The organism is Shewanella sp. NKUCC01_JLK (genome assembly GCF_019345615.1).
Classification (GTDB): domain Bacteria; phylum Pseudomonadota; class Gammaproteobacteria; order Enterobacterales; family Shewanellaceae; genus Shewanella; species Shewanella oncorhynchi.
Genome location: NZ_JAHKRD010000007.1, coordinates 211529 through 232173, shown reverse-complemented (window position 1 = coordinate 232173; position 20645 = coordinate 211529). Strand labels below are relative to the sequence as shown.

Annotated in this window: 12 protein-coding genes; 6 read left to right on the top strand and 6 right to left on the bottom strand. The window is 44.9% G+C overall.

The window, feature by feature from the left end; translation table 11 throughout:
• Positions 1-161: 161 nt before the first annotated feature.
• The 4 genes from KO537_RS09835 to KO537_RS09820 form a co-directional block, all read right to left on the bottom strand.
• Complete coding sequence (locus KO537_RS09835) at positions 162-647, bottom strand: DUF2919 domain-containing protein (protein ID WP_219234396.1); 486 nt, start codon at positions 645-647, stop codon at positions 162-164.
• A 246-nt stretch (positions 648-893) separates the two neighbouring features.
• Positions 894-2951 carry an NAD-dependent DNA ligase LigA gene (gene ligA, locus KO537_RS09830; RefSeq protein ID WP_219234395.1) on the bottom strand — a complete coding sequence of 686 codons (2058 nt, stop codon included), beginning with the start codon at positions 2949-2951 and terminating at the stop codon, positions 894-896.
• Positions 2952-3068: 117 nt separating this feature from the next.
• On the bottom strand, positions 3069-4142 hold the full coding sequence (zipA, locus tag KO537_RS09825; RefSeq protein ID WP_219234394.1) for a cell division protein ZipA: 1074 nt from the start codon (positions 4140-4142) through the stop codon (positions 3069-3071).
• A 23-nt stretch (positions 4143-4165) separates the two neighbouring features.
• Positions 4166-7582 (bottom strand): chromosome segregation protein SMC, encoded by a 3417-nt coding sequence (locus KO537_RS09820; RefSeq protein WP_219234393.1) that lies wholly within the window; start codon positions 7580-7582, stop codon positions 4166-4168.
• A gap of 197 nt (positions 7583-7779) precedes the next feature.
• Here KO537_RS09820 and cysZ point away from each other — a divergent pair, with 197 nt between their 5' ends.
• The gene (gene cysZ / locus KO537_RS09815; RefSeq protein WP_219234392.1) at positions 7780-8559 is read left to right on the top strand and encodes a sulfate transporter CysZ; all 780 of its coding nucleotides are present in this window, start codon (positions 7780-7782) and stop codon (positions 8557-8559) included.
• 144 nt (positions 8560-8703) lie between these two features.
• Positions 8704-11145 carry a carbohydrate binding family 9 domain-containing protein gene (locus KO537_RS09810; RefSeq protein WP_219234391.1) on the top strand — a complete coding sequence of 814 codons (2442 nt, stop codon included), beginning with the start codon at positions 8704-8706 and terminating at the stop codon, positions 11143-11145.
• Between the two features lie 99 nt (positions 11146-11244).
• On the opposite strand, the gene KO537_RS09805 is transcribed toward KO537_RS09810, so the two are convergent.
• Positions 11245-12366, bottom strand: coding sequence for a beta-ketoacyl-ACP synthase III (locus KO537_RS09805; protein WP_219234390.1), 1122 nt, complete (start codon positions 12364-12366; stop codon positions 11245-11247).
• Positions 12363-13565, bottom strand: a complete 1203-nt coding sequence (locus tag KO537_RS09800; protein ID WP_219234389.1) for an RDD family protein — start codon at positions 13563-13565, stop codon at positions 12363-12365. The genes KO537_RS09805 and KO537_RS09800 overlap by 4 nt, the downstream gene beginning before the upstream one ends.
• Positions 13566-13815: 250 nt before the next feature.
• Between KO537_RS09800 and cysK the strand changes: the two genes are divergently transcribed.
• The 4 genes from cysK (at position 13816) to KO537_RS09780 (ending at position 20619) form a co-directional block, all read left to right on the top strand.
• Entirely contained in the window at positions 13816-14784 is a 969-nt protein-coding gene (gene cysK, locus KO537_RS09795) for a cysteine synthase A (RefSeq protein ID WP_113940761.1), read from the top strand.
• A gap of 202 nt (positions 14785-14986) precedes the next feature.
• Positions 14987-16060, top strand: a complete 1074-nt coding sequence (locus KO537_RS09790) for a methyltransferase (RefSeq protein WP_219234388.1) — start codon at positions 14987-14989, stop codon at positions 16058-16060.
• A gap of 152 nt (positions 16061-16212) precedes the next feature.
• Complete coding sequence (locus KO537_RS09785; RefSeq protein WP_219234387.1) at positions 16213-17211, top strand: TDT family transporter; 999 nt, start codon at positions 16213-16215, stop codon at positions 17209-17211.
• Positions 17212-17904: 693 nt separating this feature from the next.
• The gene (locus KO537_RS09780) at positions 17905-20619 is read left to right on the top strand and encodes a TonB-dependent receptor (RefSeq protein ID WP_028760970.1); all 2715 of its coding nucleotides are present in this window, start codon (positions 17905-17907) and stop codon (positions 20617-20619) included.
• Positions 20620-20645: the final 26 nt, after the last annotated feature.

Genomic DNA, 20645 nt, shown 5'->3' with positions numbered 1-20645 from the left:
ACACGGCACATTTAAGCTAAGTACATATAACTATAGATGATTCAAAGCATTCAATGGAGAAATAAGGTAAAAATCCTTATCAAACTGAGGGATAGAACACATCGTCATGCGCCCCACCGCTCAGATCTAAATAAAGTTATTATATAACAATACGATAAAAACTAAGGCTGAAGTTCTTTAGCTTCTTCTTTTGGCCAATCACGGAGGTAATAACTGAGTCGCTTCGATTTAATAAGATAAATACTCGACCAAAATAACATTAAAGCATCTAAAGCAAGACTCCAATGAAACAGAAATTGGTCATGGATCAATCGCTGACCCAACAAAACGCCATCAATAATCAACAGCAACCACAACCCCCATTTTAAATGCACAAAAATCGGTCTTAACCATTGGGGCGAACGTCGACGTTCAGCTATCACCACAAGATAAATCAAAACAGCGCCAAGTCCCGCCCCGAGTGCTAACAAAAAATCTGACTTTTCAGGGTAAAAAATCCGCACTAACTCAGAACGATCACCCATCTGAGTCAGCGAGGCGATAAAAATACACCAACCACGCGCGAGATAAGCCAAAAGCGCATATAAAAAGATGGGCGGTTTAATGTGGCCTTTATCATCGAGCCAAGTGATGTGACTAAAATTCAAATAGGTTTCCAATCAGCAAAATCTAAAACAGCATATCAAGGAGATGGTGCCAATCGCAGTTAATTCAATAGCCAAAGCAGATAATCTTTCCGCACCGTGATTATTTTCAGACAAAAAAATAGCGCCTTGGGCCAGGCACTATTTAATATCGGCTATTCTGCGGTATTCACCCCTCGATACAAGGCTGCAGCCGCTACAGCCAGCATTGAATCAACATCAAGCCAACGCTCTCTCAACTGACGCCAATCAAGCGTTCGCGGCGAGAAGGGCTAACAGCTCGTCTTCATCCATCACTTTAACACCAAGCTCCTGCGCTTTAGCCAGTTTTGAACCTGCCGCCTCTCCTGCCACTAAACAATCGGTATTTTTGGAGACACTGCCTGCCACTTTCGCCCCCAACGCCTGCAACTGCGCTTTAGCATCATTGCGATTGAGCTGATTTAAGGTGCCAGTCAATACCCAAGTTTGGCCTTTAAGCGGCTGTGCATCTGCACTAGGTGCTTGAATGGCGGGCCAATGCACACCTGCAGCAACTAAAGCATCAATAACTTCAAGGTTATGGGGCTGGGCAAAAAAATGGGCCACATGCTGGGCAACGACAGCACCAACATCTTCCACTTCGGTTAACTGCTCCACAGTTGCCACCCGCAGCGCATCTAGACTGGCAAAGTGCGCCGCCAGGTTTGCTGCCGTCGCCTCGCCCACTTCGCGAATACCTAAGCCATATAAGAAACGCGCGAGAGTGGTCGTTTTGGCCGCTTCAATCGCGGCAGCTAAATTGGTTGCCGACTTCATCCCCATGCGGTCAAGCATAGTCATCATGGAAGCAGTGAGCTTAAACAGATCCGCAGGACTTTGAACTAACTCTTTATCAATCAATTGCTCAACGACTTTGTCGCCCATGCCATCGATATCTAAAGCCTTGCGGGATGCAAAATGCTTAATCGCTTCTTTACGCTGCGCTTCGCAGAATAAACCACCGCTACAGCGAGCCACAGCCTCACCTTCTAGGCGCTCAACTAAACTGCCACATACAGGACAATTGTGCGGGAATACAATGTCAGTCGCCGTTTCAGGGCGTCTTTCGGGCACTATGGCAACAATTTGTGGGATCACATCGCCAGCGCGGCGGATGATCACTGTGTCACCGACTTTAATGCCTAAGCGGGCAATTTCATCGGCATTGTGCAGCGTTGCATTCGATACCGTCACGCCACCAACAAACACTGGCTTTAAGCGCGCCACTGGCGTGACAGCACCTGTGCGCCCAACTTGAAAATCAACGCCTTCAAGTTGAGTCATTTCTTCCTGCGCAGGGAACTTATAGGCAATCGCCCAGCGGGGAGATTTAGCCACAAAACCTAAACGTTGCTGCTGGGCAATATCGTTAACTTTCATCACTACCCCATCAATTTCAAAGGCTAAATCGCCGCGACGAGTAAGAATGTCTTTGTAGTAATCATAGACTTGACTTAATTCAGCGCAGACTTTGATTTCGCTACTAACGGGTAAACCCCACGACTTAAGCTGTTGCAACTGTTCAAAATGGGTTTTAGCTAACGGATGGGAATCCGGCTCAACAACACCAAGCGCATAGGCATAAAAAGCCAATGAACGGGCAGCAGTAATTTTACTGTCAAGTTGACGTAGGCTACCGGCTGCTGCGTTACGCGGATTAACAAAGAGTTTTTCATCCTTGGCGCGCGCCCTATCATTCAAAGCTTCAAAAGCGGCTTTTGGCATAAAAGCCTCGCCGCGCACTTCAACGAGCTCGGGAAAATCATGACCGCGTAATTTAAGCGGGATCGATTTAATGGTTTTAACATTTTCAGTGATGTCTTCACCCACTGAACCATCGCCGCGCGTCGCCGCACGCTCGAGCACACCATGGCGATACAAGATACTCACGGCAAGGCCATCAAGTTTAGGCTCACAACAAAAACTCACCTCACCCACTTTATCGGTGACACGCTTATGGAAAGCACTGAAATCCGCCTCATCGAAGGCATTATCTAGGCTCAACATAGGCTTAAGGTGCGTGATTTGCTCAAACTTAGCCAGTGCCAATCCGCCCACCCTTTGAGTCGGTGAATCAGCGACAATCAAATGGGGATACAAGGCTTCTAACTTGAGTAAACGCTGCATCAACCTGTCGTACTCAGAATCGGTAATGCTCGGAGCATCGTCCACATAGTAACGAATGTTGTGCTCGTTCAGCGATTGGCTGAGCGCCTGCATCACCTGCGATGCGTTTTCTGGGGTGACGTCTTTAGACAGAAGTGTATCGATTTGAATGTCTTGCATATTCTTTATCCAGAATTCTTTAGATCACAAAAAGTAGATCACAAAAAGTAGATCACAAAAAATGAGGCCGCAATCGCGGCCTCATCAATGTATTAACCGCCAAGTTGCGGCGTCGGCTTAAGCGTTAGCGCGAATGCGGTGTAAATAATCTTGCTTAGTGAACTCACCCCAAGGTTGGCGTTGTCCGTCAAGCACGACCGCATCGATATCATCCGCGAGTTGACGCGCCGAGTTAAGCATAATCGAGAAATTCATTAGGGCGTCACCGTAGCAAGGCAAAGTCATGAAAAACACCACACCTTGGGTACTGAACTGCTCCATATTATCCGGATCAAACACGCCAGGCTTTAGCATATTCGCTATCGAGAACAATACTTTACCATTGCCAGCATTATCCACATGGCGATGGAAAATATTCATATCGCCATATTTAAAATTCAAGGTTAAGAAACAAGGTAGCAATTCGGCTCCGTTAAGCTGTAGACCCTCTTTAGCGACCACGTGTAATACCAGTACGTCGCGTGGTTCACCTAACTCATCTTCAGCGGCTTGTTCGACAACCTCTTCTTGATAGCTATCTTCTTTATATTCATTTTCGTCAAACAAGGCCGTTTGCTGCGGAGCTGCACTACGTAACGCATGTTCCTGCTCAGCCGCTTTTTGCGCGACGATAGCCGCATGAGATTGACCCATTGGCGGAGTTTGCGTGCTCACTTGAGTGTTCAAAACGGGCTCTTGACGCGAGACTTTCGGGCCACGGTGTTGCTCTTTTGCCACGGGTGGCTGCAAGCTAAAATCAGGCTGGGCTGTCACAGGCTCGTGTTTAGGGCCAACTTTCAACTCTGGTTTAAATTCTGCTGATTTAAACTCTTGTGGTTTAAATTCAGGCTTTGGTTCTAGCTTTACTTCCTGCTTCAAATAAGGATTGGCCGCAGGAGTTTCATTGTTAGGTGCAAGTTCACCGGCTTTGCGCACGCGTACGGCGCCAATACCATCGGCATCAAACCCTTCTGAATCGATCCGCTTCGGACTCGGCTCACCTTTCTCAGCCTGTTTCTTATAAAAGTTGCTCATTGGGCTATCTTTCAATGATTTAGGCTGTTGTCTTCTGATAGACCAAAATCCATGCACCAGCACAGCAACTATGGCTATGGCGCCTAAAACAAACAATACTAGTTGCAAATCTTCCATTGGTTACCCTGTCTTTCTTCTAGTTATCCAGCGTCAGCCATCGCCACCGCTTGCTCTATGTCTACCGCAACTATACGAGACACACCGGGCTCGTGCATAGTCACGCCAATAAGTTGATCCGCCATTTCCATGGTTATTTTGTTATGGCTGATATAAATAAACTGTACGCTCTGTGACATTTCTTTTAGCAATCGACAGAAGCGTTCTACGTTGGCATCGTCTAATGGCGCATCCACTTCATCTAACATACAGAAGGGAGCAGGATTCAGCCTAAAAATGGCGAATACCAATGATAAAGCGGTTAATGCTTTTTCACCACCCGAAAGAAGATGGATTGTGCTGTTCTTCTTCCCCGGTGGTTGGGCCATGATAGTCACGCCCGTTTCTAACAAATCGTCGTCAGTTAACGCTAAATAAGCTCGGCCGCCACCAAACACTTTCGGAAATAAGCGTCCAAGATCTTCGTTGACTGAGTCAAATGTCGTCTTAAAGCGGCTTCGGGTTTCCTTATCTATTTTACGAATCGCTTCCTCTAAGGTTGCAAGCCCTTTATTTAAATCGTCATCTTGATGATCAAGATAAGATTTTCGCTCACTTTGCTGTTCAAATTCTTCGATCGCTGCAAGGTTAATGGCACCTAAACGAACAATTTTCTGCCGTATTTGATCTAAATCACTCTGCCACTTGTCTGGCATCCCCTCTGCGGGCAAGTTTCCAAGGATTTCAGACAGAATGATTTGCTGTTCCTGTAAGGCTTCCAGCTGACTATTCGCTTGGCCTTTTATTCCTTCACGACGTAACTTTAACGTGCTCAGGCTTTGAGTCAAGTCCTCAAGCTTACCAAGCTCTTGTTTTTGCTTTATTCCTATACGGTTTAATGTGTCTGTGAGCACACTTTGCTGCTGACGAACCTCTTTTAAGCCCTGTTGTTGCTCATGTTGTTGCTTTAGTAACTGTGTTAACTGCTCAGTCAGCTGCACACTATTTTGCACCCCACTCAATTGGGCAACTTTGGCAAGTTCTGTTAACACAGACTCGCGGGAGTGGATGAGTTCATTGACACGCACTTGCTGTAATTCAATTTGCTCCGTGCTCACGGCCATGCGCATCGTCACGGCTTGCAAACCCGTCGCAGTGGCTGATAATTGACGTTCTACCTCAGTAATACGCCCTTTTAATGCTTGATGGCGCACACTATCGGCCTGTGTGTCTTGGATGAGTTGCCGCTGAATATCTTCACTAGCCTGCAGCGTCTCATCGAGCTCCATTTCTTGTTCTGCTAATAATTCGCATTGCTCGCTTAAGCGTTCAATATCAATCAAACTCGTACTTAAAGCCGCGTCGAGTTTACTTTGCTGTTCGACGTGCGCCTTCACTTGCTCGATTAAACCACTAAGCTGCATCGACTTAGTCGCTTTGTCTAACTGCAATTGATGTAATTTTTGCGCGCCATCGGTCAGTTGCAGTCTTTGTTGCTGCAAAATAGCCGCAAGATCTGTCATCTTGTCTTGCCGAATCTGCAGGGATTGTTGCAAATCGAGGATATTTTGCGCTAACTGAGCTTGCTCTTTACTGAGTTGCACCAGTGACTGGGCGCCCTCTGTTTTAGTGATTAAAAAACCTTGTCCCAGTAGATAACCGTCGGCAGTGACAATCCGTTCATCGGATGTTAGCTGTGGCAGCAGTTCTTTCGCTGCATGGATATCCTTTGCCCACTTAAGCCCCGCTAACCAAGGGGCGAGATTCACCTTAGCCTGTAAAAATTCACTTTGGCTTGATTGTGACGCTAACGCTTGAAACCCCATTTCAGTTTCAGTTACGCCAACGGGCAAGGTCAACAAGCCATTTAGGGCGAGTTCGGCCGCGGTTTCCCAACCATTTTCAACGGTTAAACTCTGCCATAACTGCGGTTTATCACTCTGCTGTTCTTGCTTAGTCAACCACTGTTCAACCAGCTCATGGCGCGCTTTAGTCGCAGTTAATTGCTGCTGAATTTGCTCAGCGCTATGGCGGGCTTCATCTAAGGCTTGCGTACTTGCACTTACACTTTGTTCTTGCTGATGATTAATTTCATTTTGCAGTGTGAGCGCATCATCCAAAGACTCAATATCTTGCTGCAATGGTGTAATACTCGATGCGAGATCACCGTCCATTAACGCCGAAAGTTGCGCCTGCTGCTCACGACTTTGTTGCTGTTTGTGTTGCAGTAATTGCTGCTGATGCGCTAACTGGCTGCGACGCAGTTCAAGCTGTAACTTATGTTGAGAAACATCCGCTGCCTGTTGGCGCGCCACTTCGGCCTGCTGCTGACTGCGTTCTATGCTCATTTCCCATTGGGATTGCAGCTCATCCATGATCTCTTGTTGCTCATCATGCTGTGGCCCAAGTTTGGCAAGCTCAAGCTCTAACGCGCTAAGACTCGCTTTATAACCGTTAAGCTTATCGGTGTTTTGTTGGATCTGCTCTTTGACTTGCGCCAACTGGGTTTCGAGCTGGGCGTCGCGCTGCTTTTGATTCTGTAGCTGTTGCTCTAACTTAGCGATTTCAGTACCAGTCAGATAATAGGCTTCAACGGCTCGCTGCTCTTGCTCCGCCAATTGCGCGAGTTGCACTTGCAATTCAGTGGTCTGTAATTCATCGGTTTGCGCGAGTGACTGCGCCGACGCTTGCTGTACTTCAATAGCACTTATCTGCTCAGATAGACTCGCCATCTGAGCTTGCAACTCTTGATAGCGCATCACAAGGAGTTCAGCATGGGTCTTACGCTCGGCCTGTTTAAGCTCACGATATTGTTTAGCGGCTTTAGCCTGCTGCGCGAGTTTATCTAACTGCTTACCGAGTTCACTGCGAATATCGCCCAAACGCTCGAGGTTTTCGCGGGTATGGCGAATACGGTTTTCAGTTTCGCGCCGACGCTCTTTATAGCGGGAAATCCCAGCGGCTTCCTCAATAAAGGTACGCAAGTCTTGGGGTTTAGATTCAATCAGGCGGGAAATAGTGCCTTGCTCGATAATGGCATAACTGCGCGGGCCAAGACCTGTGCCCATAAACAAGTCGGTAATGTCTTTACGACGACACTTTTGACCATTGAGAAAATACCAAGACTCACCGTCGCGGCTCACTTGACGCTTAACGGCGATTTCTTCATAACTGGCATACTGACCAGCAAGACGGCCCTCTTTGTTTTCAAAAATAAGTTCAACACCCGCCACAGACACAGGTTTTCGCGCGCTTGAACCGTTAAATATCACATCAGCCATAGAATCACCGCGTAGGTGCTTCGCCGAGCTTTCACCGAGCACCCAACGCACGGCATCGATCACGTTCGATTTACCGCAGCCATTTGGGCCAATAATGGCGGTTAATGCCTGTAAAAAAGGAATTTTCGTGGGATCGACAAACGACTTAAAGCCGGCAAGTTTTATCTGTTTTAATCTCATGGTGCCAGTTAGCGCGTCTCTGAAGTCTGGCCCGAAAATGAGCCGAGCGGTGCAAATGCATTCTGCTGGCAACTTTAACAAAGCAGGCAGCATTTTGTAACGCTTTTTATTGAATTCATGCGGCTTTTAGCTTGTCATCTGTCCATGAGTTGATCACAATCGCATATAGCTGTCGCTTAACTTTTTGGAAAAACGATATGACACAGAAAAAAACCTTGCCCTTCCCAGCCAAAAGTGGCGTTAATTATTTTCTCGATGGCTTTGGTTTAATCACACGTAAAGGCCTGCGCACTTTCGTATTTATTCCGCTAATGATTAACCTACTGCTGTTTGCTGGCGTCATTTATGTAGCCATAGGCCAGTTAGATACGCTATTCACTTGGATGAATGCCCAGCTCCCTGAATATTTAAGCTGGTTAAACTTTTTGCTTTGGCCCCTCGCCGTCACCACTATGCTGGTGATGCTTGCTTTTGTATTTAGCTCCGTCATGAACTGGCTCGCCGCCCCCTTTAATGGCCTGTTGGCTGAAAAAGTCGAGCAGCAGTTAACTGGTAAGCAGTTGAATACCGGTTCTGGTATTGATTTAATCAAAGACTTACCGCGTATCCTTGGGCGTGAGTGGATCAAACTCAAATACTATCTGCCCCGTGCACTGGTATTTTTGTTATTGTTTTTAGTGCCTATGGTAGGCCAGACGCTGGCGCCGATTTTATGGTTTCTGTTCAGCGCTTGGATGATGGCGATTCAGTACTGCGATTATCCCTTCGATAACCACAAGGTCAGTTTTAAAGATATGCGCTTTGCCTTGAATCAAACCCGTGGCACCAGTTTTAGCTTTGGCGCCACTGTGACGCTATTTTCGATGATCCCCATAGTCAACTTTATCGTCATGCCAGTGGCGATTTGTGGCGCGACGGCCATGTGGGTCGATAAGTATCGTGATGCGTATCGTAACCATGCCATCGCACCCGAGTAGTAACACCAGCAGTGCTGAGTCATGACTCAGCACTGCTCCCCAATTTTTTTAGCCCCAATAATCCAATCATGTTTCGCCTCGTTAAAATCAACGCAAACCTTGTAACAATTACTCGCTATTGTTAACTTCACGTTTTCTGGCAAAATGCGCGCCACGAATGTGTTATTTGAGTCTTTTTTGTTGAAATCAATCTTAGCCATCATCTTATCTAGTCTTGCTTTTCTACCTGTAACTTGTATTGCTGGCTATGCCAGCCAATTTCAGTTAGCCATTCCAACACTTAACAGTGCTGCCAATATCGACGGTGAGTTGGACGATGCCATTTGGCAACAAGCCGCAGTCACAGAGCTCAAATACGAAACCCAACCAGGGGAAAACATTGCCGCATTAGTGAAAACCGAGGCGCGAGTCTATGCGACTAAAACCAGTCTTTTTGTGGCATTTACTGCCAAAGACATTAATCCCAAACTCATTCGGGCCACACTCAAGGACAGAGACAAGCTGTGGAGTGATGATTTAGTCGGAATTAAACTCGATACTTTTAATAATGCCCGTTTAGCGTACCAATTTTTTATTAATCCCCTTGGCGTGCAATTAGACTCAATTGAAAACGAACTAACGGGTGAAGAAAGCGAAGCATGGGATGGTATTTGGAAATCCGCAGGCAAGATCACCGCAGATGGTTATCAGGTCGAAGTCGAGTTACCACTGAGACTGTTCAACTTTGACGACAAGAAAAGCCTGCAAGAATGGGGCTTTGAGTTAATTCGTTATTATCCACGCAATGAAAAACATCGCCTATCGACCCATAAGATTGACCGTAATACGAGTTGTCAACTTTGTCAGTTAGGTGTGGCTTCTGGCTTGGCGGGGGCAGAACAAGGACAGGATGTACAAATCACCCCGACTTTTATCGCCAACCGTAACGAACATAAACAGGCGGATGGCTGGGAAGCTGATAACAATCTCGAGCCAGGTGTAGACTTACGCTGGGGCATTAATTCCAGCACCTTACTCAATGCCACCATTAATCCCGATTTTTCCCAAGTGGAATCCGATGCAGGCCAGCTTGAAGTGAACAGCACTTTCTCCTTGTTTTATGATGAGAAACGGCCGTTCTTTTTGGATAATAAAGACTATTTCGACACACAGGTGAATCTGCTGCACACCCGCAATATTGTTGCACCTGACTATGGTATAAAACTGACAAGTAAGAGCGATGATCACACCTTAGCTCTGCTAGCGAGTAACGATAGCCAAACCACGTTTTTGGTACCGGGAAATTTAAGCTCAGAGGTTGCCTCGCTTGATCAAGAAAGTTTGAACCTTGCGGGACGTTATCGTTTCGACATGAGCAAAACCTTCTCCATCGGCGGATTACTTACCGCGAAAACAAGCAGTGACAACACTCACAATGGTACAGCAAATAACCCGCACTATGAGATCAACAGCCAACCCGATTACCACAACTATGTCATTAGTCTGGATGCGAAATATCAACCAACACCACAGGACAGTTTCACTGCACAAGTGGCCCAATCGGATACTCAGTACCCCACGGGAGTCTATCGTCAATTTTGTACTGATACTGAAAATGATCCTAGTAATGGGTTGCCCTGTGGCCAATCTCAGCTTGATTGCGAACTCGGTCACTGCCAACTCAACGAACAAGTATTACGTAGCCAGTCTGATAGCCGCTTTGGCGGCAATTTATATCAGTTAACCTTTAAACACGAAGAGCGAAATTGGTTTGCTTACAGTGAATACAACGCAGTTGATCCCGATTTTCGTGCCGATTTAGGCTTTGTCGAAAAAATCGATTACCGCACCTTTGAGGCTGGTGCGGGTTTGATTTGGTATCCTACGGGCACCTTTAACAAGGTGGAGTTAGCGGGAGATTGGGATATCACTCATAACCAAGCAGGCGAACAACTTGAAGAAGAGTATGAAGCCTACATCGAAATCCTCGGCGCATTACAAAGCGAAATCACCTTTGGTGTAGAAACCCGTGAACGTGTGGGCCCTCGCCGCGATGCTTCACAACTCACTATCGCCGGAAATAGTCAACTATATGATGAAACCCAAGTGTGGTTTTATGGCGCAGTAACCCCGTTATCGCCCCTGAGTATGGAGCTTGAAATGTACTACGGCGATGAAATTGATTTTATCAATGATAGGCTGGGCACTAAAACGCAAATGAACCCGAGTATCAATTGGAAAATTGCTAATGGACTTTCTATCGATATCTCCCATCTTTATCAGCAAATGGATGTGGAACAAGGTGCGCTTTTTACCGCGAATCTGAGCGATGTACGCCTCAACTGGCAATTCAGTCTACACAGTTTTATTCGCCTTTCTAGCATTTACACCCGGATAAATCGCAATGTGGCGCAGTATTTATATTCGGCGCCTCAGAGTGAGGAAGCGCATTTAGGTAATGAACTCCTCTACGGTTATAAACTCAATCCGCAGAGTGTGTTCTACCTTGGATACTCTGATAGTTTGCAGGCTAATGATGAGTTAAGCCGCCTGACGCGGGACGAGAAAACCTACTTTATGAAGTTAAGTTACGCATGGCTGCTATAAACAATCATTGCCTTAAACAGAAAGCAACTTAGGCAAACAACTGACATAAAAAGCCCACATCTTCCTCGATGTGGGCTTTTTATTATGGCGGTGAGAATCTTAGACCTTCTGCAGAATAACACTGCCAATAGAATATCCTGCGCCAAACGAACTCAATAAACCTAAATCGCCAGTCTTAAAGTCACCGGAAAACTTATGAAATGCAATAACAGAACCCGCGGAAGCCGTATTGGCGTATTCATCTAGTACCACGGGCGCTTGTTCCGCTGACACATCATCCCCAAGCAACTTTCTCACTACAAACTGATTCATGTTGATGTTGGCTTGATGTAACCACAAACGTTTGAAGGACTGTGGCGTTAACGCTTGTTCGACCAGATGTTCATCCAAATGCTGATAAATCATCGGCAACAGCTCTTTAAATACCTTGCGCCCTTGTTGGTGGAATAACTTATCGGCTTGATGGGCCGCACTCGGATCGCAGCGATTCAAAAAGCCAAAATTACTACGAATATTGTTCGAGTAATCGGTAAAACAGCGGCTTGAGAGGATCTTAAACACATGGTCAGACTGGGCTAAGCTTTGTTCTTCCAGTACCAGAGCCGTCGCCACATCACCGAAGATAAAATGGCTGTCACGGTCGCGATAATTCACCTGTGCCGAGCAAATTTCAGGGTTGATCACTAGCACTCTTGAGGCAGAACCCGTAGCAATGGCATTAGCCGCGGCGACAATTGCAAACGTCGCCGATGAACACGCTACCTGCATGTCGTAACCATAACCCCGCGTACCCAGTGCACGTTGAATTTCAATCGCCATAGCAGGATACGCACGCTGAGTATAAGCACAGGCAACAATCACTAAGTCAATTTGCTCAGCCTTGAGATTGGCATTCTTTAGTGCCATCAAGGCAGCTTCAAGGCCAATCTCGGCCTGCATCGATAATTCGTCACTACTGCGCTCAGGAATCAACGGCATCATGATTTCGGGATCCAGAATGCCCTCTTTCACCATCACATATCTGTGCTTGATGCCGGAGGCTTTTTCAATAAACTCGCTCGATGAATAGGACAAAGCCGCAATATGGCCTTGCTCAATTAAACCTGCATTTTCAAGATTGAAAATATCCACATAAGCATTGAAGCTCTCAACTAAGGCTTCATTGGAAATACTGTGGGGCGGCGTAAATAGGCCACTCCCCGAAATGACGACCTGTTTCATAAATGCTCCAAACGGGTACTGGTTGTAAGGTGAGCAGAGGATGCATCATCACTCGTAAGCACAGGTGCTAACTCATTTTGCCCCTGCGCTTGTTGCTCTAATCGTTGCTTTTTATGCATTTGCACTAAGTCTATCACGACTGTTGAAGATATTTTATCTTGGATCCCCTGCCGATTGGCATCCCAAAATATTTGCATAAAGCCAAGTAAGCCTGTGGTAAAGCCTGCGGCATAGCCACCATAACGGCCAAACGCGGCCCATAAACTGATGTTGGCACCATCGAGCTGGATCACCCGAATGCCCAGCATCTTCTTACCTAAGGTTTGACCATCAAATCGTGCAGTAAAGACGGTAAAGTAAAACGCTGCCCACCCAAAACCCAGCCCCATATCACTCAGAAAGCCTTTCACCCAAGCGACAACACTATGGCTTGTAGCTTCATCAACGGTTCTGAGGCGAGAATATTGCGAAGGGCTCACATTCACTGCATCAGCCACCGCACTTTGCGGCTGTACATCCGGCGAAATAGCTTGAATAGGCTGAAGTGGCTCAGGCGGAGAATCTGTTGTCGCCAACTCAACAGGAAGCGTAATAACAGGCCATAGGCTGCCATTAAGCACTTCCGCCTGTAACTTTTCACTGTCTATGGCAGGCAAACTACTGTTGGCTATGGTTGCTAGCACTATTTCACGTTGATCATTTTCTGTCATGCCCTTTGATCCTGAAGCATTTTTTATCGCTTCATGTAGGGACTGAACTTGAGTTTTACCACAAGCATAATTATTACACTGGCTCAACGACATCAATGCTGGTAGTGACGTAATGATTTGTTCACCTAATGCCAATTGTTGCTCTACTCCCTCACTGCTTTTAACGTCTGTTCCATTAAAATCAAACAGATTATTGGCGGTTGTCAGCAACATAAAAACCAACATCAGGGCATAAAGTCCCCACTTGAGTAAACGACCAAACTTACGACTGTGCTTTTCAATCCAGATAATACTGACCACCAGCAAGACAAACATCCAATCCATCTGCTCAGCTAACACAGTGATCAGCAAACCATCAATCAGTATGGCTAACATCCGCTTCAACGGTGTCGCCAATGGGGTATATAACACGGCTGCTGCAATGGTAAATGCCTTTGGTGTTACCATCGTTTTTGGATCTTTACCCAGATCCATTTGTTGCTGCTTCATCTTTGCGCTTGTCCGATACGAGTGATAGGCTAGTTTTACGATTGAGACATCAAGAAGTTATCCCTGTTAATGCCACAATCTTTTTTATGTTAGTAAGAGGTTAACACAGTTAAACTGGCTGCCAATCAGGGTTTGCGAATAACAGAACAGCCTTTAATAACCAAATCGAATAAAGAAGAACAAACAATCACTTCTAAAAGCGCCACAGCAGATTATGATTCAGTAGTGCCAACATAGGAGCAAGCAATCCATGAGCAAAATTTTCGAAGATAATTCATATACTATTGGTAATACACCACTAGTACGTTTAAACCGTGTTAGCCAAGGTAAAGTGCTGGCCAAAGTCGAAGCCCGTAACCCAAGTTTCAGTGTTAAATGCCGTATCGGTGCCAATATGATTTGGGATGCCGAGAAGAAAGGTCTATTAACAAAAAATCATGAGCTGATTGAGCCGACATCAGGCAACACAGGTATTGCATTAGCGTATGTTGCCGCGGCCCGTGGCTATAAACTGACCCTGACCATGCCAAATACCATGAGTTTAGAGCGTCGTAAGCTACTCAAAGCCTTAGGCGCAACTCTCGTGCTGACTGAAGGCGCGAAAGGCATGAAAGGTGCGATTGATAAAGCGGAAGAAATTCGCCAATCGGCTCCTGAAAAATACATTTTATTGCAGCAGTTTAATAACCCTGCTAACCCAGAAATCCATGAAAAAACCACAGGTCCAGAAATCTGGAATGATACCGATGGTGAAGTGGATGTGTTTGTTGCCGGTGTAGGTACTGGCGGTACAATTACTGGGGTAAGCCGTTACTTGAAAAAAGTGGCCGGTAAAACCATCACCTCAGTGGCGGTTGAGCCAGCAGATTCTCCTGTTATAGCTCAAACCTTAGCTGGCTTACCTGTGCAACCAGGGCCGCATAAAATCCAAGGTATTGGTGCTGGCTTTATCCCAGGTAACTTAGATTTAGAATTGATTGACCGTGTTGAAGCTGTTACTAACGATGAAGCCATCGACATGGCCCGCCGCTTAATGCAAGAAGAAGGCATTTTAGTGGGTATTTCATCGGGTGCCGCCGTTGTCGCCGCCAACCGCATCGCTGAGTTGCCAGAGTTTGCAGGCAAAACCATTGTGGTTATTTTGCCATCGGCTGCCGAGCGTTACCTATCTTCAGTCTTGTTCCAAGGCCAATTCGGCGACGAAGAAAACGTTCAATAAACGACGTTTTATCGTCCTTAAAATACCCAGCTTTGGCTGGGTATTTTTATTTATGGCATTCCATTATTTAGATCTCGATTACAGAGCATAAACAAGTTACTGCTCAAGTTTGGATACAGCTCATAGTTCTTTGTATCTCAACTGGCTTTCACGGCTAACTTGGTTATAAAGAACGGACCCGCTCGCCAATTCATTCCTTTTTATGTCTTTTTACCGAACACCAAGTAATATCAGCGCCTTCAATGCGAAGTTTGAAGCTCAAAAAATTGCCTTTGGCCCCATCAGCTTTCAAGTCGCCCACTGCCTACTCAAATTCGATGTGCTAGCCCAAATAGATAAAGCGGCCGAGCATGGGATCACTGCCGCCGAGCTAAGCCAATCGACACCACTGAGCGAGTACGCCCTTGGAGTCTTGCTGGATATGGGGCTCAGTATGGGTCTCGTTTGGCAAAATGAAAATGGCTATGTGCTCGACAAAACTGGGCACTTTTTACTCCATGACGACATGGCAGCCATCAATCTTAACTTTGTGCAGGATGTTTGCTATCAAGGCCTTTTTAACCTTGATACCGCGCTACTCGAAGGCAAGGCCGCAGGACTTAAGGTGTTCGGTGACTGGAATACCATCTACCCCGCCTTAAAAGATCTACCACCCAAAGCGAAACAGAGCTGGTTTGCCTTCGATCATTACTATTCGGATCATGCCTTTCCACAGCTTCTGCCATTAGTGTTTGCCCATAAGCCAAGCCATTTAGTGGATATAGGCGGCAATACGGGAAAATGGGCACTGAGCTGCTGTGATTATGACGCAAGCGTTGAAGTCACGATTATGGATTTTCCGGGGCAACTAGAGGTAGCCACACAAAATGCACTCGCACGAGGTTTTGCAGCACGCGTGCATACCTTTGCCACCGATCTGCTGGACGACTCACTACCCTTTGTCGAAGGCGCCGATACTTACTGGATGAGTCAATTTCTGGATTGCTTCTCAAAAAGCCAAATCCTGAGCATTTTACAACGCACGGCAAAGGCAATGACATCAAGCAGCCAACTCTTTATCGTCGAAACCTTTTGGGATAGACAGCCATCGGCCGCCTCCGCCTATTGCGTAAATGCCACTAGCCTCTATTTCAGCGCCATAGCCAATGGCAACAGCCGCATGTATCACTCTAAGGATTTATTGGCCCTGCTTCACCAAGCGGGACTGTATGTGGATGAAGATACAGACAATCTTGGCCTAGGGCACACGCTACTGCGTTGTAAACTCAAACCTTAAGTTTAATAGCAACATCAAAGTAAACAAAACTTATGCAATGAATAAAATTAATCAAATTTATTTATCATTGATACCCGCAGTACACTAAATACATCAAAACAGCGCCCTAAAAAAGCGATGTTAAGCATTGTCAGTATTGAGAGGTATTCAAAATGACTTCAAAACGCAAACGCTGGACATCCCACGCAGCTAAACTTCCCAGCCCTATGGCTGGGTTGGCACTGGCAATTGCCAGCTTAGGTTGGACATGGGAGAACATGACACCTTCACTTAATGGCGCAGGACAACTCACAGGGGCCATCATAGCCTCTGTGTTACTGTTATTGCTCATGGGTAAATTCATGCTTCATCCTAATATTTTAAAGGACGAGCTAAGCCACCCAGTGATTGGTAGTGTGATCCCCACCTTCGCCATGGGCTTGATGGTGGTGTCTAAATCACTCGGCGATTATTTCCCCAATGCAGGCTTAACTCTGTGGCTAGTCGCCATTGGTATCCATGTGATCTTCCTAAGCGCGTTTATCTACTTTCGCGCCATCGATTTTAAACTCGAGCACATGGTTCCAAGCTGGTTTGTACCACCGATTGGCATTATCGTCGCGGCGGTGTCTTTCCCTGTGTCTGATTACCAATGGTTAGCAAACGCCATTTTGGTTTTTGGAATGTTAGCCTACTTAATCATGCTGCCTTTGATGCTCTATCGCCTCATTTTCTGTCAGACGATACCTGATGCCGCTAAACCAACCATTGCCATTCTTGCAGCTCCCGCCAGTTTATCACTCGCGGGCTATCTGACTGTTTGTGAGCAGGCATCAATTCCCTTAGTCGCCTTACTACTGAGTATCGCCATTCTGATGACCAGCATCATCTACTTGGCCTTCTTTCACCTACTAAAACTGCCCTTTAGCCCAGGCTACGCAGCCTTTACCTTCCCTATGGTGATCGGTGCAACCGCCCTCTTTAAAACCGCAGCTTGGTTAACGCAGTTCAATAACATGGGTGAGTTAGCGATATGGATAAAATACTTAGCAGAATTCGAACTGGTAATCGCCACCTTAGTGGTTGCCTATGTCGCCCTACGTTATTTAGGACACTACTTTCCACTGCAATTTAACGTGGTAGAGCACAAATCAGTTCTAAATAGCAAATAAACAGAACAGCTTTTTGTAAAAATCATTAACCATACAAATGAATTGTTCACTCAAAAAACTAAACAATAAACCGAAATTGAAGTGAATAGATATTCACTTCAATTTTATATTTAAACAGTCAAAATTAAATAATCAGAAATAGCATTTGATTAGTTTTTACTCTTTACAACATTTCATTCCATAATTTTACTTCTAGCTTCCTGACGCGGTGTAAAAATATCACCATACAAAATTAAACCGCATGAAAACCCTTATTGATAACACTCCTCAATCATCCAATCTAAAATATATGGAATGACAAACCATATCGTTATTAATTTTTACTTTTTCACATAAAATAGTTTCAAACTATTATTGAAAACAACAAAATTAAAACACAATAAAACAAAAAATTAGCAACAATAAAAAAACACAAAGAACCAATAATAAAAACAAAAAGCCAAATAAAAAACAAAACCCTCAGATTAAAACCTTATCTGCCACCGATTACACACACACCCTACTTATGTCTGCATTTTAAAAAGAGAGTAAATAACAAATTTTAAACAAAACTCCAGCATGACCAATGTTGCACTTGTTATTTTCTTGTGGTTATATCCTGAACTCAATTAAATGAGAGCTTAATTCTTTACATAAGTAACCATTTAAGAAAAATAAAAAATAAACATACAACATGTGTTAAGGGAGAATAAAATGCGTGCAAATTCTACATTAGCCAAAGCCGTTCGCTTTGCATTAATAAGCGGAGCAGCTACTGCCGCGTTAACCACTTCGATAGTATATGCAGCTGAAGATGGTGCCAAAGTTGAACGTATTGAAGTAACAGGTTCACGTATTAAGCGTACCGATATGGAAACCGCAACCCCAGTTACAGTACTAAGTGCTGATGATATGGCAAAACAAGGTTTTACTAACGTACAAGATGCATTGCAGAGCCTGACTTCAACAACAGGAGCAATGACAACTCAATCAGTACATGGTTTTACACCAGCTGCGTCATCAATCAGTTTACGTAATGCGGGTGCAAGCAGAACGCTAACATTGATTAACGGTAAACGTCTCAACCAATATCCTAAACCAGCAGGTGGTACAGACAACTTTGTTGATACCGCAAACTTACCAATGGAAGCTGTTGCTCGTATTGAGATATTACAATCTGGTGGTTCAGCAATTTATGGTGCAGATGCTGTTGGTGGCGTAGTAAACATTATTTTAAAAAGAGATTTTGATGGCGTCGCATTAAAATATCGACATGGTGATACTACTGAAGGCGGTGGTGGAAGCGATCGAATTGCGCTATCTCTGGGTTCATCTTCCGAACGTGGTAACGTCTCAACCTTCATCGAATTTACTGATACTGAGCGTTTGAATGCAACTGATAGAGCTGTTTTTGGATTAGATACAGACAAAGTACCTTATAGTAAATATTCACAATACAGCTCATATGGGGCTGGCATTACAGGTAAAAAACCTGCTGGTGGAACAACACCAAAAGGCCAACGTGTCCTAACTGCGAGTGAATGCGAAGCGGGCGGTTTTCTTTGGACAGGTAGCGCATGTGGCTTTGATCGCTCAAAGTGGCGCGATCTATCACCAGAAAGCACTCGTTTTATCAGTTCAACGAACTTTAACTATGAACTTGCAGATAATTTGAACTTTGTAGGACGTCTTGATTTTGCAGAAGCAAAATCAACAACACGTATCGAACCTATGGGTATCGATAACTACACAGTCAATGTTGCAGGAGACAAAGTAACTTTAGGCGTTGATTTAGATGATTCACTGACAAAAACATTCGACAAGAATACAGGTCTTGGTGGAGATTTTAAAAATGCCGAAAATGGTGACTACAACTATATTCGTCGTTTGCACGAATTCGGCAACCGCGCAGGAGAAACAAGTACCCGTAACTATTTCTTCACCGCGGGCTTGGAAGGCGTGATCGCTGATGATTATAGTTGGGATACATCCGTAAATTACGGCCGTACTAATGTGGATGTATTCAATAGTGGCTTTGCGACTGTGGGTGGATTATTTAATTATCTAGCTCAAGGTACTGACGGTAAATCACTGCTTGCGCCTATCAGCACAAATGATGTCAGCGGTATAGCGTACACTCCGTTTGAAAAAGCTCAATCAACTCAAAAAAATATTCAAGCAAATATCACAGGTCCAGCATTTGAACTGCCAGCAGGTTCAGCAGACTTTGCTTTTGGGGCGGAATATACCACTCAAGACTACTCATCAGAATCTGACTCAGAATCTGTTAAAGGCAATATTCTAAGCCGTGGTGGTTCATCAGGTGCTGGTGAGCGTTCATACTGGGCAACCTATATGGAATTAAAGCTTCCAGTTCTTGAGGACTTAACACTTGATGCGGCCTTACGTTATGACCGATATGATGATTTCGGTGGAAATTTGTCGCCTCAATTAACCGTAGAGTATCGCCCACTTGATGAATTATTAGTTCGTGGCTCTATCAGTAAAGTGTTCCGCGCACCAGATATGCATCGCGTATATGGAGATGCAACTAAAGCATATAGCAATATCATTGATTTTAAACAGTGCCAAGCTCTAGGTGGAACTCCATCTCAGAAAAATCCAGATCCAACACTGAACAAAATCTGTAATGAACTCAATATTGATATCACTACTGGTGCTAACAAAGATCTTAGCGCTGAAACAGGCTATACAGCCAACATAGGTGCTGTATATGGTGGCGATAGCTTAAATGCTTCACTCGATATTTGGGAGTGGAAACTGGATGACATGGTAAGTGACATCTCTGCAAGCAAAGCTGCTCGTGAATATGAAACTTATGCAAACATGATCACCCGTGACGCATTAGGTACTATTACTCACATTAATACCGTCGCACAAAACCTTGCTTATCAGAAAGTTCGTGGTATTGACTTAACCACTGGTTACGGATGGGATGTCGCTGACTTTGGTGAGTTAAAACTAAACTTTAATGGTACTTATATTCTTCTTTCTGAAGGACAAACAGATCCTACAGCTGCAATTGATGATGACATCGATGATGGTGGTTTACCGCAATATAAAGCCAATATCATTTTAGGTTGGTATATAAACGATTTTGAAACAACTTTAGGCGCTTACCACACAGCAAGAATGCATGGTGTTGGATATAAATCGTTTAAAAAAGCTGCATTAGATAAAGGTTTGGCATTCGATGAAAGTGCAAACGAAATTGCATCACAAACGAAGTGGAACTTAACATCGGCTTATAACATCACAGACGCAATTAAAGTGACTGGCGGTGTAATGAACTTATTTAATGTTGGACCAAACTTTGATCCAACAGATACAGCCTGGCCACACTATAACCGCTCATCATATGATGCGCGTGGTCGTGAATGGTTTATCGAAGGCGAAGTTAAATTCTAATATGGTGTTTATGAGTTAGAACCTAA